The sequence below is a fragment of the Shimia marina genome, assembly GCF_001458175.1.
GTDB lineage: Bacteria > Pseudomonadota > Alphaproteobacteria > Rhodobacterales > Rhodobacteraceae > Shimia > Shimia marina.
Map to the genome: position 1 here is coordinate 199,762 of NZ_CYPW01000024.1, position 14,264 is coordinate 214,025.

Sequence of the window (14,264 nt, forward strand, 5' to 3'; positions counted from 1 at the left end):
AAAATAACAAAAAGATTTACTTTTGGCAGCGCTTGGATCAGGTTGGCGACAACAGGAGAAGCCGATGTCGACGATCACAGACCACCCTTTGCGCTATAAATTGGCCAATGAGCTGCATGCGCGTCCCTTTCCTACGCTGCAGGCCCCATGCCGGGCGGTGTTTGTGGCCTGGCGCATTGCGCCCTCTGAGGTGGGGCAGGAGGGCAGCGCGCAGCGGGCACATTTGCTTGAGCTTCTGGATCGTTTTGGGGCACCCCATCCGCAACCGGGGGCCACGCATTTCACCTGCCAACTGGGGCGGGACACGCTCAAATGGGAGCAACATGCGGAGTTTGTGACCTACACAGTGTTTCTGCCGCAGGTCTCCGCGCGGGCGTTTGACCCAAGTGATCTGGATGTGTTGCCGGATGATTGGCTGGCTGCGGCCCCCGGGCGGCGGGTGACCTCGGCGATGATCCGGGTGGAAACCATGCCAGATGAGGCGGAGATGGTCGCACAGATCAACACATGGTTCATGCCGGAGGCCGTGGCGGCGAACTATGTGCTGGACCGTTCTTGTGTTGTTGCGACGGATTTCAGGATTGGCCAGAGTGGGCATCAGAACATGGCGGTGTTTGTGGCGCCGGGCACTGGCAAACGCCGTATTGGCCGGGTGGTGCAGCGCTTGTGTGAGATCGAGACATACAAGAGCATGTCGATGCTGGGGTATTTTCGTGTCAAGGAGATTGCGGGCACGCTGGGCGCGCTTGAGGCGGATGCCGGGCGTTTGATGGGGCATCTGCGCAGCGAAGACGGAGATGCCGCCGCCACCTTGCAGCGGCTCTTGGAGCTGTCAGGCGATGTGGAGCGGCTGATTGCAGAGACGTCGTTCCGCTTTGGTGCGACACATGCCTATGAGACCATCGTGCAGCAGCGCATCACTGTACTGCGCGAAGAGCGCTTTCAGGGGCGTCAGACCTTCAGTGAATTCATGACCCGCCGCTATGATCCGGCGATGCGGACAGTCAATCACAGCGAACGGCGTCTACAATCGCTGGCGGAGCGGATCGGGCGGGCGGCGCAGTTGTTGCGCACCAAGGTGGACGTATCGCGCTCTGCCCAAAATCAGGCGTTGCTTGAAAGCATGGACCGGCGTGCGGATCTGGCTCTGCGGCTTCAGGAAACGGTTGAAGGGCTGTCGGTGGTGGCAATCAGCTACTATGCGGTCTCGCTGGCAGGGTATGTGGCCTATCCGCTGGCGGCGCCATTGGGGATGAGCAAGGGGATGATGACGGCAGCGCTTACGCCGGTTGTGGTGGGGCTGGTCTGGTGGATGGTGCGGCGCATCAAGGCCAAGATGCACTGAGGGGAGATGTGCTTTGGCCTGATGGCGGACGTGGCCGCAAGGGAGGGTGGGCTTTCCGTTCCGAATCAAGAGCTTCTCTGCGGCACGGAAGGGCTTTGCGGGCTGTGATTTGTCGCCAAGTGTTCGAAGAAAGGCGTCAAATATCTGAGGAACCGGCAAATTTTTTGGGAATTGAGCGGATTTCCACCATATTGCGTGGGGAATTCGTTTCCGTCCTGCCGCTTTCTTCCTATAGTCAAGGAGATGCTTGCGACAAGACCTGCACGCCCTCAGGGAGATAGACACCGATGATCCGTTCGGAATTGATTCAGAAAATTGCAGACGAGAACCCACACCTGTATCAACGCGACGTTGAGCGCATCGTGAACACGATCTTTGATGAGATCACAGAAGCGATGAGCCGCGGCGATCGGGTGGAACTGCGTGGGTTTGGCGCATTCTCAGTCAAGCAACGGGATGCCCGCACAGGGCGTAACCCGCGCACGGGGGAATCGGTTGAAGTGGAAGAAAAACACGTGCCTTTCTTTAAGACGGGCAAGTTGTTGCGGGATCGACTGAACGGAAAGTAAGCCATGCGCTACATTCGCTATGCCTTTCTCGGCACCCTTGGTGTCGTTTTGATTTCGATTGCTTTGGCCAATCGGGATTTTGTCACGCTGACTTTGCTGCCTGCGGTGGCAGAGGATTGGTTTGGTGTGAACTACGTGATCGAGCTGCCGCTCTTCCTGGTGATCCTCGGCGCCATTGTGGCGGGTATTCTGATTGGCTTCTGCTGGGAATACCTGCGGGAGCATCGGATGCGCTCTGACAAATCCAAGGCGGAGAAAGAGCTGCATAAGACCAAGCGTGAAGTGCGTCGTCTGAAAGGCCGCGAGGCCGAGAAAAAAGACGAGGTTCTGGTGCTTCTGGACGAAGCCAGCTGACCACTGCTTTGAGGCTCCCGTCAGATAGGGGCAGATAGGGCATATCCCATGGATATTCGTGTAAAGATTTGCGGGCTCAAGGAGCCCGCGCATGTGGTTGCGGCAGCAGAGGCTGGGGCAGCTTATGTGGGCTTTGTGTTTTTTGAAAAATCCCCCCGTCACGTGAGTGTAGCACAGGCGCGTGATCTGGCGATTGAAGCCCCTGTTGGTGTGGCCAAAGTGGCGCTGACTGTGAATGCAGACGACGCGTTTCTGGATGATCTTGTGGCGCGGGTGCCGCTGGATATGCTGCAATTGCATGGTCAGGAAAGCCCCGAACGGGTGGCGGAGGTGCGCGCGCGCTATGGGTTGCCAGTGATGAAAGCGATTGGCATTGCCGATGCGCAAGATGTGGAAAAAATCGACATCTACGGGGCGGTTGCAGATCAACTGTTGGTGGATGCCAAACCACCGAAAAACGCTGATCTGCCGGGGGGCAATGGCTTGTCTTTTGACTGGCGTCTGGTCAACCGCAAATACTGGCCAAAGCCGTGGATGCTGGCCGGTGGGCTGACGGTCGATAATGTGGCTCAGGCCGTGAAAATGACCGGCGCACGCCAGCTCGATCTTTCCTCTGGGGTGGAAAGTGCGCCGGGTGTGAAGGATGTTGCGAAGATTAAAGACTTCATGCGGGCTGTAAAAGCCGCAATTTGAGGCCACATTGGTCCATGTCCCCATTGGCTGCGTAGAGGCTAGGGGGCGCAATGATGGCTGTTTGATCATCTGATTTTCCAAGACAGATTGGGGTGGCAAAACCTGCCGCGCGCCCCTAAGAACAATGCAAACACCGTGGGAGAGACCTTTATGTCCAACGATCTTTTCAACAGCTTCATGACCGGCCCTGATGAAAATGGCCGGTTCGGCGATTTTGGTGGGCGCTTTGTGAGCGAGACCTTGATGCCGCTGATCCTTGATCTGGAAGCGGAATACGAAAAGGCCAAGGATGATCCGACCTTCTGGGCGGAGATGGATGATCTGTGGAAACACTATGTGGGCCGCCCAAGCCCGCTGTATTTTGCGTCCCGCATCACCGAAGAGTTGGGTGGCGCGAAAATCTATTTGAAGCGTGACGAGCTGAACCACACCGGCGCGCATAAGGTGAACAACGTGCTGGGGCAGATTATTCTGGCGCGCCGCATGGGCAAAACCCGCATCATCGCAGAAACCGGCGCTGGTCAGCACGGTGTGGCGACGGCGACTGTTTGCGCGAAGTTTGGCCTTAAATGTGTGGTTTACATGGGCGCGCATGATGTGCAGCGTCAGGCGCCAAATGTGTTCCGCATGCGCCTTTTGGGCGCGGAAGTGGTGCCGGTGACCTCTGGTCGTGGCACGCTGAAGGATGCGATGAATGACGCGCTGCGCGACTGGGTGACCAATGTGCGCGATACCTTTTACTGCATCGGGACTGTGGCTGGCCCACACCCCTATCCGGCGATGGTGCGGGATTTCCAATCCATCATCGGCAAAGAGGTGCGCTGGCAGCTTGCCGAGCAGGAAGGCGAAGGTCGTTTGCCCGATACCGTGATTGCGGCCATTGGGGGTGGTTCCAACGCGATGGGCCTGTTCTATCCATTCCTTGATGACAAAGAGGTCAACATCATTGGTGTTGAGGCCGGTGGCCGTGGCGTGGATGAGAAGATGGAGCATTGCGCCTCCCTGACTGGCGGTCGCCCCGGCGTACTGCATGGCAACCGCACCTATCTGTTGCAGGATGACGATGGTCAGATCCTTGAGGGATATTCCATTTCTGCTGGTCTGGATTATCCGGGCATCGGGCCTGAGCACAGCTGGCTGCATGATACGAAGCGTGCGCAGTATGTTTCCATCACAGACAAAGAGGCGCTTGAGGCGTTCCAGTTCTCCTGTGCGATGGAGGGCATCATCCCGGCGCTGGAGCCCAGCCATGCGCTGGCCCATGTGATGAAAATCGCAGGCGATCTGCCCAAGGATCATATCATTGTGATGAACATGTGTGGCCGTGGCGACAAGGACGTGCAGACCGTAGCGCGTCATCTTGGCTTTGACATGTCAGACACCGAAGGCCGCAGCGCCGATTGAGCGATGTGATCTTTGAGTGCGAACAGAGCGTCCTTCGGGGCGCTCTTTTCTTTTGGGCAGGCACCTATCCTAAAGGGGGGAATTTTAGACTTTGTAACATCAATTGACGTTGGGGCAGAGTGTTAGCTTTGGGTCATCAACAGCCGCAGTCTGCGGGCGGTGGCACCATTCAGGAACAGAGGAGATGCAGATGACCGCGAAGATGAGAAAGCCAAAGGCGACGCGCATTCGACAGACCCTTTCTCAGGGGTGGGAGGAGATTGCAAAACGCGTTGTGGCCTCGATGCAGACGCAGGGCTACTGCGATGTTGAGTATGTCGTGTCCGATCAGGGTGTGAACATCTTGGCGCGTGCCTCAGGGCAGAGCACACGTCGGCACTATCTGACGGTCAGCGGTGAACGGGCCGGTCATGGTCGCGGTGGGGCAGATAAAAAGGCACCGCGGTTTGTGCTCTGAGTGCGCATAAACCTGAGTTTAAGCGCCTAAACCCAAGGGCCAAGCCCTCAAATGTAAACCGCTGGCCGATGGTGTTGCTGCATTGTGGCGCAGAGATGGGAGGAGCCGCACGCAAAACTGTGTGGGAAGACCAAAGGAGAACCCGATGAGCCGCATTCTTTTGACCTCCTCCGTGATCGCAATGGGATTGGGGGTACAGATGGACACAAGTGAATTGGCCGAGAAGATCAAAGCCTCCATGCTGGCACGCGGGTACATTGAGGTGCAGGTGGCGATTGAGGACGGCGGTTTGAAAATTGTGGGGCGCAAGTCCGGACAGCCTGAGGAGACTGTTTACCTTGCGGCGGCGGACCCGGTTCAGGAAATGCAGTTGGAGGAGGCTTGTAAATATGGTGACCACGCGGACAGCTCCAAGGCACATGAGCCACAAGAGCGCATTGTGCAGCGCGGCGAAACCTGCGCTGCGGATCCGGACGATGATGACGATGACCACAATGCAGCGGCGTAAAGAGATACTGAGAACAACGGGACGGGTGCCCCCCCCAGTGTGACTTGTGTTTTGCCATCCACTCACGGTTCAATTACATGATGGTAAATCACCGTTGTTTTCGGTGGGCCGGCGTTGGCCCCTCAACGCCGGCCTATTTAGAAAGTTGATATGAAACAGCAAACCTGGATTTTCGCTATTGGTGTGTCGCTTGCATTGGCCTCGGCTGGCGCGGGCTATGCTGAATCGCGTATTGAGGCCATTGCGCGACATCTTCGGGGGCAGGGATATTCCGATATTGAGATCAGCCGCACCTGGCTGGGACGCGCGCGGATCGAGGCGCAGCGCGGCACGGTGGAGCGTGAGATCATTGTGAATCCGCGGACGGGCGAAATTCTGCGGGATTATTGGGATGACGACGACGAGGATACCGTGCTTGGGGGGCAGGACCGGGATCGCGAGGAGCGGCGACCGGATCGTCCGGAAGTCATAGATGGCACAATGACGGATACCTTTGATGACCGCAGGCCTGATCATGATCCAGGGGGCTGGCATGAGGGCGGAGTCGTAGGGGACGTCGGTGTCGAAGATGTTCCAGACTATGATGACACCAGCGATCCCGGTGGCTGGGGCGGTGACAATGGCGGCTGGAACGACGGCGGTGGCTGGAGTGACGAAGGCACCGGAGGTGGCTGGGATGACAGCGACACCGGTGGCGGCTGGAATGATGGGCCTGATGACCATGGCGGAGGCCATGGTGGCGATCATAGCGAAAATCATGGCGGGGGGCACGGTGGTGACCGTGGCGGGGATCATGGCGGCTGGGATGGCGGCGGCACAGGCGGCGGGCACGGAGACCATTCACGTGACTATTGACGTCTTGCCTGTCTCTTGTGCGGGGCCGGAGGCGGATTTTTGAAGTCTCCCTGGGTACTTGTTGGGCTGCTGCTGTTGCAGAGTCTCTGCGCGATGTTCTTTCTGGCGGACATCGTTTTGACGCTTGTGGGCGTGCGCAGTGCGCCCGTGGCCTGGCATATTCGCGAATTGCTGGAAATCGGTGCCGCGCTGGGCCTTTTGCTGGGCGCGGGACTTGGCGCGATTGCCTGGCGTCAGGCGGTGCGCGCACGGGCGCGGGCGGAGGCCAGTCTGGCGCAGGTGCAATTGGCGTTTCGGGATCATATGGAGGCAAGTTTTGCCACATGGCAGTTGACTCCGGCGGAGCGGGATGTGGCGCTGTTTTCCATCAAGGGGCTGTCCATCCAAGAGATTGCGCAGCTGCGTCAGACCTCTGAGGGCACGGTGAAGGCGCAGTGCAATGCGATCTACCGCAAAGCGGGGGTCAGTGGGCGGGCGCAGCTGATGAGCCTGTTTCTGGACGATCTTCTGGCGGATGCGACGGGCGCGACATAACATTTGCCGGGCATAAAGCAGGGCGCCCCGGTGAGGCGCCCTTTGTGTTGTTTTTCCAACGATAGGTGCCCTTAGGCAAAGATAAAGTCGTTGTTTTCCAGCGAGAGCCACGGCAGCAGGCCAGAAGAGTCCACCACAAGGGTTTCATCTTCATAGGTGATGGTCACCTCGCCCCAGCCTGTGCGCCGCATGGAGAGTTCATCCGCTGACTGTACGCCCCATGCGGAGATGTCGATGAGATCCGTGCCTTCGTTGAAGTCCGTGATTTCGTCGCGGTCGCCATCACGCATAAACACAAAGACATCTTCGCCCCAGCCGCCTTCGAGCACATCGCTGCCGCTGCCATCGGTGAGCCTGTCGTCGCCCCATCCGCCTTCCAGACGGTCGTTGCCTGCGCCGCCCAGCAGCCTGTCATCGCCGCCACGACCAACGATCCAGTCATCACCGGTAAAGCCTTCGATGGTGTCGTCGTCATTGTTGCCGCGCAGACGGTCATCAAAATCGGAGCCAATGATATAGGCCCCATCGCCAAAGTGACCGGTGTTTGCGAGTGCCAGATCAATGTCTTCGACCCATGTGTCGCCGCGACGGGCATCAGACAGATCCGCCACGATGATCAGGCTGTCACGGGTCATTTCCTGATAGAACTCGGATTGGATCAGCTGCTGGAAGGCATTGAGATAGACATGGTCGAGGTGTGCAGTCCATGTGAGCAGGTTGATCACCTCGCCCCCGCCCGCAAAGGCTGCGGTGTCATAGAGATCGTTGAAGACCACAATATTGTCAGTGCTGAATTCGAAGTTGGTGTCATTGCCCAGCAGATTGGGCAGGCCATTGGCAATGGCGGCCCCAACGGGATCATTTTCAAAATCAAAGCTCAGAATTTCGGCACCATTGTCCAGAACGGAGCTGCCGTCTTCAGGCACATAATGCGTGGCCACGCCAATGTAGTTGGCATCCACAAAGAACCCATCAAGGAAGGTGTCGCTGTTTTCCGCCAGATTGGTGGTGGCGCCGCCACCCAGCGAGTGCCCGGTGATCAGAACGTCAGAGGCATCCAGCCCGTTGGCAATGGCCAGATCGCGCACAGCCTCCAGCACATCGGAGAAAGCATCAATGGTATAGTTGGGATTGCGTGTCAGAAATTCGAGATAATCGAGCGCATCGCCAACGGTATCGAGCACCACATTGTCCAGCGGTCCGGAGGTGCCACGAATGACAAACCCGATCTGGGTCATATTGCCGTTTTCGTCATATTGCGCGAGCACATCCGCCTGAGCGTTCTGCAACTGCGGCGTGCGGCCGTTGAAGGTGTGGAACGCGTCTGTGCGATCAGAGGGCAGACCAAGATCCTCTGCGGTCAGCACGGTCCAGCCCGCCGCTTCGACATCTGCGACGGCGGCATTGTTGCGCTCAACGGCATCGCCCCCCGTCAGAATACCCAAACCTGTTTCCACCAGGCTGAGCGCGATATAGCCATCCTCCTCATAGCGTTCGCGCTCTCCCTCAAAAAGCCCATGATAGGCATAGTTGATCAGGTCCAGTGAATCCTGCACCAAATGCTGGCCATCCTGGCCGCGGTACTCAAAAAGAGCCATGTTGTCCTCCCGTGAAAGCTCCTCAACTCCCGAGAGAAGGTTTTTTGACGTAACGGTATTCGGTCAACAGTAGGGCTTGGGGGTAGTTGCGTCACCCAAGGGCATGACTTTGCGTAAGTTCTTCTTATTCGCGTTTTCTGACTTTGGGTCACTATCGGTAGGCGTGTATTTTGCAGGGTTTGAACCCGCCACATGTACAAAGGCGCCACGGTGGGCGCCTTTGCGATCGGGTTCAAACTGGGTGTTTCAGCTTTCGTGCAGAACCGTTTCAAAGCCTTCGAAATTTGGCGGTCCAACAACGACGCCTTCGGTTTTGCTTTTGCCTGCGTTGCGATGGGCATCGCGGAATTGTTCGGACTTGGTCCAAGCCTCAAAGTCTTCCCGGCTGTCCCAGAGCACATGGCTGGAATAGAGCGTGTGATCTTCGTTTTGCGGGCCCTTCAAAAGTCGGAATTCGCGAAAGCCCTTGAGTTCTTTCAGACGGCTCTCACGTGATTTCCAGACCTCTTCAAAATCCGCCTCGCGGCCCGGCGCAATTTTGAACCGGTTCATGGCAATATAGCCCATGGGGTGCCTCACTATTGTTTTGGAGTGGATGGAACTGGCGCGGCATATGCGTTGGCTTGCTCGGGTGGCAGTTGATCCTGACCACGGGCAAAGGTCAATATATCAGTCCGGTCAGATCAGTCTTGGGCGTGTTGTCGCAGGATATGCAGCGGCACGATATCGACCGCACGCTGGTGGGTGGCATCCAGATTGACTTTGGGGGCGCAGCCTTCGTCATGCGCCTGCAGGAACCGTGCGGCGCAGAGGCACCATTGATCTCCGGGCTTGAGCCCAGCGAAGTTAAATTCCGGGCGCGGGGTGGACAGATCGTTGCCCACATATTTCGAATAGGCCAGAAACTCTGCCGTCATGACAGCGCAGACCGTGTGGCTGCCCTGATCCTCGGCACAGGTATTGCAGTGCCCATCACGAAAGAACCCGGTGAGGGGTTCCCGCGAGCAGGCTGTCAAGGCTGTGCCCAGCACATTGAGAGAGGGATCTTTTTGCACCATGGCGTGATCTTGGCATGATGGGGTGTGGGGGCGCAATGGCCGATCTGACAGGGCGAGATCTGTCTGGGTTTGGCAATTCCTGAATGATGGTTCAAAAAATTGTTGACCTGATCAGGCAATGCGGCAAAGCATGCCGCTTATGAAAACAATTACTGAACCCGCCCGCCAGATAGATGTGATCCATGAAACCGATGTGCTTGTTGTGGGCTCTGGCCCCGGCGGACTGTCTGCGGCACTTGCTGCGGCGCGTGCTGGCGTTGAGGTGACCCTCGTGGAGCGGTTTGGCTGCTTTGGCGGCAATATCACCGTGGTGGGTGTGGAGGGCATGCATTGGTATCGTCATGAACAGACGGTCGAAAGCATGGGCATTCCCAAGGAGTTTGAGGATGCCGCCAAGGAGGCCGGCGCGGCGGTGCCCGAAAGCCAGTCGCTGAGCTATGAGATTGACAGCGAAGGCTTCAAACTGGTGGCAGATCAGATGGTGCAGAAGGCCGGCATTCACCCGATGCTACACCGCGCCTTTGTGGCGCCGATCATGGAAGGCGATGAGATCAAAGGCATCATCACCGAGTCCAAGGCGGGGCGGGAGGCACTTTTGGCCAAAGTGGTGATCGACGCCACCGGGGATGCGGATGTGGCCCATCGTGCTGGCGCGCCGTGCCGGATGGCCCCGCGCGAAGATCTGATGGCGGCCTCGGTGATGTTCCACCTCGCGGGTGTTGACAAAAGCGCCTTCATGGAAGGCATCAAGGCCGATCCGCAGACCTATGCTGATTGGGGCGGCGGTGGGGAGTGGAACATCGAAACCTCCGGCAAAGAGGATCAGATGTTCTCCCCTTTCCTCTACAAACCCTTTGCGCAGGCCATCGAGGCCGGGCTGATCCCGCCCCATCTGAACACCATCGCAGGCACCTGGGGGGCGATGCATGACACAGGCGAGCTGACCTATATGAACCTCATTCATCTCGATGGGATTGACGGCACTGATCCGGACAGCCTCACTCAGGGTGAGATCGAAGGCCGCCGCCAGACCATGCTGGCGATTGAGGCGCTCAAACGTTTCCTGCCGGGCTGTGAGAATGCGCGCCTGAGAAACTTTGGCATGAGCCTTGGCATTCGCGACACCCGCAAGGTGGATACGGTCTATGCCATGGGCGAGCTGGATGTGCGCGAGCAGGGGCGGTTTGAGGACAGTATCGGGATTTTCCCTGAATTTATTGATGGCTATGGCATTCTCATTTTGCCAACCACCGGGCGTTATTTTGAAGTGCCCTATCGTAACCTGCTGCCCAAAGGCATAAAAAACCTGCTGATTTCGGGCCGTGCCACGGCGGGGCATAAGGTGGCGCATGCGGCCACCCGCAATATGGCCTGCTGCGCGGTGATCGGTCAGGGCGCGGGCGTGGCGGCGGCCTTGTCGGTGCAGCAGAACCGGGCGCTGGATGACTTGCCCATCAGTGACATTCAGGCGGAGTTGCTGCGGCAAGGCGCGCGGGTGCACTGAACCCTTCCTCTTGATGAAAATATCCGCGGGGGTCCGGGGGCAGCCAGCCCCCGCCTTTTTAGGCAATCAGCGCGCGGTTGCGGCGATTTCGCGAAACAGGGCGATATTGCCATCGGTCACACCGCCGTCCTTAAAACGGCGATCCGCTGAGTTCACGGCAATCACCACGCCTTCGGCACGGTTGATGTAGATGTATTGGCCATAGACCCCGATGCCAAAGAACTCGCCCGCGCGCGGGTCTTTGGGCATCCACCATTGGTAGCCATAGTGCAGCTTGCCCGCCGCTGTGTTGGCGCTGGGCACGGTGGCTGCGGCGAGCCAGTCGGCAGGCACCACTTGTGCGCCGTCATAGACGCCTTCTTGCAGGATCATCTGTCCAAAGCGGGCGTAGTCGCGTGTGCGGATGTTCAGCCCGCCGAGCACAAAGGCCACACCTTCGCCATCGGTGACATAATAGGGTGCGGCCTCATAGCCGAGTTTTGAGATGATCTTTTCGCCCAGAAGATCGGGGATGCTGCGGCCTGTGGCCCCGCGCAACACCATGCCAATCACATGGGTGTCGATGGAGACATATTGAAACTGTGTGCCCGGCGCGACGAAGCTTTCAGTCAGACCGGCGGCGAAGCCATCCAATGTGCCGCCAAGCGCCAGCACGCGCCCCATGCGATTGATGTCGGAATTGAAGTCGAGGTAATCTTCATCAAAGGTGACGCCAGACGACATCTGCAACACGTTTTTCACGGTCACGCCCTCATAGGCAGAGCCGGTCAATATCGGGGCGTATTGCGTGACCGGCGCATCAAGCTCGACCAGCCCCTCCGCCACAAGAATGCCGGTGAGCGAAGACAGGTAGGATTTGGCGACGGACCAGCTGATTTTGCGATCCTCCGCGCTGGTGCCCTGATGATAGCTTTCATGAACCACAGCCCCATCTTTGAGCACGACCATGCCGGTGACGGTGCGCTCTTGGACCCATGTGTCAAAACCCTCAGGCATGTCCATGGGCGCCGCGGCGGGCAGGGGGCTGGCCGGGGTGTCGCCTTTGTCAATCTCTGCGGTGAGGAACAGCGTGTCCATATTGGAGAAATTCGCGATGATTTTGTCTTCGGAGAAGAGCGAGTTGACGGCCAGAAGGCGGGTGATTTCTTCGCGCTTCACCGCATAGAGGCCCCCTGCCGCGAGGGCCAGCATCAACAGGATGCGGCCGAGCCATTTTCCAAAACTGCGCATATGATTGTTTCCTCTCCCCAAAACAACGCCCACAGTTGAGCATTTTGGCCCCCTGTGCGGCAATGCTGACGTAGGGTTAGAGGCGTGGGCCATGTGTTCAGGGGAGGCGCGCTGGTCCCTGCCATTTGATCCAGCGGCCATGGAAATCTGCGCGCCCCAAATGCCAGACTTGCGGGGCATCACCGGTCCACAGATGCAGCGTCACGGCAGCACCGGGCGTCTGGTCGTCTGCTTCATATGAGAGCCAGGCCAGGGGCGCGTCTGGGCTGGCTTTCTGGCCGAATTGCATCAGGATGTCCGTGCCTTGCCTTTGTTTTTCTGGCGGAAAATACTGCCAAGCCACGGTGGAATACACCATGTGCACCATGCCCGTCTCCGGCGTGCTGAGACGGGTTTGCAGCCAGTCAATGGCGTCACCGCCGTCGACCTGCGCGTCATGGACTGCGATGGCGGCGCGGGTGCGGGTCAGGCGCTCTGCCTGATCGGCCCAGAGGTAGGCCTGCAGGCGCAGGGCATGGTCGACCCTGTGACAGTCCAGTGGGTTAAGGTCGACCCCTCGGCGCTCGGCGACCTTCAGGGTGGCAGCCGGGGGCAGAGGGCCTTCCCAGTTTGGCGCAAGCTGGACGTCACTTTGCGGGCCATAGCCTTCGCCAACCGCCAGATGAAATTTCTCAAACATCAGATTGAGACCCGCAGAGGCCCCCAGTTCGGAGAGTTTCAAAGGCAAGTCAAAGCGCTCTGCCAGAAGCTGGGCAGCGGCGATCAGCACCGCGCTGCGGCGCACCTCATTGGTTTGTGGCGTGTTGCGGATCCAGTCGCAGAGAAAGACATCGTGCCGATGCAGCGCCGCAATGATTTCTGTTTTGAAAATGGCGTCAGAGGACGCATGTGGCGGGTAGACATTTGTCAGAGCGGGATCGGCGTTTTGGAGCACCAGCGCGTGCAGGCCGCTGGCAATGCGCAAAGGCAGGCTGTGCCCCTTGGGGCCAATATCGCCTGAAAAATCGGCGCATCTGGTCGCAAGCTCGGTGTCCGCGGGCCAATGTGCTGCCAGCAGACGCAGAAGCCGCCCCATAAATGGGCTGTCCAGCGCCTCACAGCTGTTGGCTTGGTCCAGAAAAGCTTGCGACAGGGTACTCATGAAAACTTATCCTTTAACTTTTGAAGCGCGCTGCGTGTGTCTGGCGCTGTGGTCGCTTTGTCTTCAGCGGCTGCCTTGGCGGTCTCCGGTTTTTTGGATGCCGTCTCCGCTTTAGGTTTGGGGCCTTTGGTGCCGGTTGAGGGGCGCGGCGGGTTCAGGCGCATGGCCACAGCGTTGGAAAATTTTGCGGTATCGCCTTCTGCCAGATGCGCGGCACCGTCGGAAATGCCCCGCAGCATATCATCCAGCCAGGTCTGATCCGCTTTGGCAAAATCATGCAGTACGTAGCGGCTCACCAGATCCTTGCGACCGGGATGGCCAATGCCCATACGCACCCGCCCGTAGTTTTCGCCGAGATGCTGATGAATGGAGCGCAGACCATTGTGGCCGGCGTGCCCCCCCGCCATTTTATATTTTAGTTTGCCCGGTGCGAGATCCAATTCGTCGTGGAAGACAACCACATCTTCCGGGGCCAGTTTGTAAAACCGCATGGCCTCGCCAACAGATTGGCCGGAGAGGTTCATGAAGGTTTCGGGTTTGAGAAGCAGGACTTTCTCGCGCCCCAGTCGCCCTTCGGTGATGGCGCCCTGAAACTTGCCTTTGAAAGGGGCAAAGCCGTGATCATCCGCGATCTGATCCATGGCCATGAAGCCGATGTTGTGACGGTTCTGCGCGTATTTTGAGCCCGGATTTCCAAGGCCAACGAAGAGTTTCATAAAGTCTGCCTGCTGTCATTTCTGCGCTGCAGTATAATCGTGGAGCAACCATCAGGCAAATCACTCCGTTTGGTCTTGGTGTGCGACCCTCTGTTGGAAAAACAGGGTTGGTTGGAAAAACAGGGTTGTGCGGAATTTCGCACAACTTTGGTGCAGCGCGTGCGGGAAATCGCACGCTGACAGTCTGCAAGGAAACGTGATTAAGATCTTTTGTGTGGTAAGCGTCTGTGAATACGTAATAAAATTTCAATTTTCAGGGGGAGTAAAGAATCTGTTGAGTGGTGGTTTTAGGGGCGTC

The 14,264-nt window shown here is 58.0% G+C and carries 16 protein-coding genes; 10 read left to right on the top strand and 6 right to left on the bottom strand.

Going from position 1 to position 14,264, the window contains the following annotated elements; translation table 11 throughout:
• Window positions 1–64: 64 nt before the first annotated feature.
• The 9 genes from SHM7688_RS11745 to SHM7688_RS11785 all read left to right on the top strand — a co-directional run bounded on the left by SHM7688_RS11745 (window position 65) and on the right by SHM7688_RS11785 (window position 6,719).
• Complete coding sequence (locus SHM7688_RS11745; RefSeq protein ID WP_058240124.1) at window positions 65–1,345, top strand: DUF3422 family protein; 1,281 nt, start codon at window positions 65–67, stop codon at window positions 1,343–1,345.
• Between the two features lie 287 nt (window positions 1,346–1,632).
• Window positions 1,633–1,914 (top strand): integration host factor subunit beta, encoded by a 282-nt coding sequence (gene ihfB, locus SHM7688_RS11750; protein WP_058240125.1) that lies wholly within the window; start codon window positions 1,633–1,635, stop codon window positions 1,912–1,914.
• A 3-nt stretch (window positions 1,915–1,917) separates the two neighbouring features.
• Window positions 1,918–2,268, top strand: a complete 351-nt coding sequence (locus tag SHM7688_RS11755) for a lipopolysaccharide assembly protein LapA domain-containing protein (protein WP_058240126.1) — start codon at window positions 1,918–1,920, stop codon at window positions 2,266–2,268.
• A 48-nt stretch (window positions 2,269–2,316) separates the two neighbouring features.
• Complete coding sequence (locus tag SHM7688_RS11760; protein WP_058240127.1) at window positions 2,317–2,961, top strand: phosphoribosylanthranilate isomerase; 645 nt, start codon at window positions 2,317–2,319, stop codon at window positions 2,959–2,961.
• Between the two features lie 150 nt (window positions 2,962–3,111).
• Entirely contained in the window at window positions 3,112–4,365 is a 1,254-nt protein-coding gene (gene trpB, locus SHM7688_RS11765; protein ID WP_058240128.1) for a tryptophan synthase subunit beta, read from the top strand.
• Between the two features lie 190 nt (window positions 4,366–4,555).
• Window positions 4,556–4,822: a hypothetical protein gene (locus SHM7688_RS11770; protein ID WP_144432571.1), complete on the top strand. Its 267-nt coding sequence runs from the start codon at window positions 4,556–4,558 to the stop codon at window positions 4,820–4,822.
• 145 nt (window positions 4,823–4,967) lie between these two features.
• Window positions 4,968–5,330 carry a hypothetical protein gene (locus tag SHM7688_RS11775; protein ID WP_058240130.1) on the top strand — a complete coding sequence of 121 codons (363 nt, stop codon included), beginning with the start codon at window positions 4,968–4,970 and terminating at the stop codon, window positions 5,328–5,330.
• 150 nt (window positions 5,331–5,480) lie between these two features.
• Window positions 5,481–6,185 (top strand): hypothetical protein, encoded by a 705-nt coding sequence (locus SHM7688_RS11780; RefSeq protein ID WP_058240131.1) that lies wholly within the window; start codon window positions 5,481–5,483, stop codon window positions 6,183–6,185.
• Between the two features lie 39 nt (window positions 6,186–6,224).
• A complete protein-coding gene (locus SHM7688_RS11785; protein WP_223229207.1) occupies window positions 6,225–6,719 on the top strand; it encodes a helix-turn-helix transcriptional regulator in 495 nt (164 codons plus the stop codon).
• 71 nt (window positions 6,720–6,790) lie between these two features.
• Here SHM7688_RS11785 and SHM7688_RS11790 read toward each other — a convergent pair whose 3' ends face one another.
• The 3 genes from SHM7688_RS11790 to SHM7688_RS11800 all read right to left on the bottom strand — a co-directional run bounded on the left by SHM7688_RS11790 (window position 6,791) and on the right by SHM7688_RS11800 (window position 9,375).
• Complete coding sequence (locus SHM7688_RS11790) at window positions 6,791–8,317, bottom strand: alpha/beta hydrolase family protein (protein WP_058240133.1); 1,527 nt, start codon at window positions 8,315–8,317, stop codon at window positions 6,791–6,793.
• Between the two features lie 246 nt (window positions 8,318–8,563).
• The gene (gene hmuQ, locus SHM7688_RS11795; protein ID WP_058240134.1) at window positions 8,564–8,884 is read right to left on the bottom strand and encodes a heme-degrading protein HmuQ; all 321 of its coding nucleotides are present in this window, start codon (window positions 8,882–8,884) and stop codon (window positions 8,564–8,566) included.
• A gap of 116 nt (window positions 8,885–9,000) precedes the next feature.
• Window positions 9,001–9,375: a DUF2237 family protein gene (locus tag SHM7688_RS11800; protein ID WP_058240135.1), complete on the bottom strand. Its 375-nt coding sequence runs from the start codon at window positions 9,373–9,375 to the stop codon at window positions 9,001–9,003.
• A 139-nt stretch (window positions 9,376–9,514) separates the two neighbouring features.
• On the opposite strand from SHM7688_RS11800, the gene SHM7688_RS11805 reads away from it, so the two are divergent.
• A complete protein-coding gene (locus SHM7688_RS11805; protein ID WP_083499044.1) occupies window positions 9,515–10,879 on the top strand; it encodes an FAD-dependent oxidoreductase in 1,365 nt (454 codons plus the stop codon).
• Window positions 10,880–10,945: 66 nt separating this feature from the next.
• Here SHM7688_RS11805 and SHM7688_RS11810 read toward each other — a convergent pair whose 3' ends face one another.
• From SHM7688_RS11810 to pth, 3 genes are all read right to left on the bottom strand, one after another.
• Entirely contained in the window at window positions 10,946–12,109 is a 1,164-nt protein-coding gene (locus tag SHM7688_RS11810) for a serine hydrolase domain-containing protein (protein WP_058240136.1), read from the bottom strand.
• A 97-nt stretch (window positions 12,110–12,206) separates the two neighbouring features.
• Window positions 12,207–13,250: a DUF2332 domain-containing protein gene (locus SHM7688_RS11815; RefSeq protein WP_058240137.1), complete on the bottom strand. Its 1,044-nt coding sequence runs from the start codon at window positions 13,248–13,250 to the stop codon at window positions 12,207–12,209.
• Window positions 13,247–13,966 carry an aminoacyl-tRNA hydrolase gene (gene pth, locus SHM7688_RS11820; RefSeq protein ID WP_058240138.1) on the bottom strand — a complete coding sequence of 240 codons (720 nt, stop codon included), beginning with the start codon at window positions 13,964–13,966 and terminating at the stop codon, window positions 13,247–13,249. Before pth ends, SHM7688_RS11815 begins: the two co-directional genes overlap by 4 nt.
• Window positions 13,967–14,264: the final 298 nt, after the last annotated feature.

What these genes read in the sequence shown, in the direction of transcription:
- SHM7688_RS11745 (WP_058240124.1), top strand. Translation starts at nt 65, where the DNA reads ATGTCGACGATCACAGACCACCCTTTGCGCTATAAATTGGCCAATGAG.
- ihfB (WP_058240125.1), top strand. Translation starts at nt 1,633, where the DNA reads ATGATCCGTTCGGAATTGATTCAGAAAATTGCAGACGAGAACCCACAC.
- SHM7688_RS11755 (WP_058240126.1), top strand. Translation starts at nt 1,918, where the DNA reads ATGCGCTACATTCGCTATGCCTTTCTCGGCACCCTTGGTGTCGTTTTG.
- SHM7688_RS11760 (WP_058240127.1), top strand. Translation starts at nt 2,317, where the DNA reads ATGGATATTCGTGTAAAGATTTGCGGGCTCAAGGAGCCCGCGCATGTG.
- trpB (WP_058240128.1), top strand. Translation starts at nt 3,112, where the DNA reads ATGTCCAACGATCTTTTCAACAGCTTCATGACCGGCCCTGATGAAAAT.
- SHM7688_RS11770 (WP_144432571.1), top strand. Translation starts at nt 4,556, where the DNA reads ATGACCGCGAAGATGAGAAAGCCAAAGGCGACGCGCATTCGACAGACC.
- SHM7688_RS11775 (WP_058240130.1), top strand. Translation starts at nt 4,968, where the DNA reads ATGAGCCGCATTCTTTTGACCTCCTCCGTGATCGCAATGGGATTGGGG.
- SHM7688_RS11780 (WP_058240131.1), top strand. Translation starts at nt 5,481, where the DNA reads ATGAAACAGCAAACCTGGATTTTCGCTATTGGTGTGTCGCTTGCATTG.
- SHM7688_RS11790 (WP_058240133.1), bottom strand. Translation starts at nt 8,317, where the DNA reads ATGGCTCTTTTTGAGTACCGCGGCCAGGATGGCCAGCATTTGGTGCAG.
- hmuQ (WP_058240134.1), bottom strand. Translation starts at nt 8,884, where the DNA reads ATGGGCTATATTGCCATGAACCGGTTCAAAATTGCGCCGGGCCGCGAG.
- SHM7688_RS11800 (WP_058240135.1), bottom strand. Translation starts at nt 9,375, where the DNA reads ATGGTGCAAAAAGATCCCTCTCTCAATGTGCTGGGCACAGCCTTGACA.
- SHM7688_RS11805 (WP_083499044.1), top strand. Translation starts at nt 9,515, where the DNA reads ATGAAAACAATTACTGAACCCGCCCGCCAGATAGATGTGATCCATGAA.
- SHM7688_RS11810 (WP_058240136.1), bottom strand. Translation starts at nt 12,109, where the DNA reads ATGCGCAGTTTTGGAAAATGGCTCGGCCGCATCCTGTTGATGCTGGCC.
- SHM7688_RS11815 (WP_058240137.1), bottom strand. Translation starts at nt 13,250, where the DNA reads ATGAGTACCCTGTCGCAAGCTTTTCTGGACCAAGCCAACAGCTGTGAG.
- pth (WP_058240138.1), bottom strand. Translation starts at nt 13,966, where the DNA reads ATGAAACTCTTCGTTGGCCTTGGAAATCCGGGCTCAAAATACGCGCAG.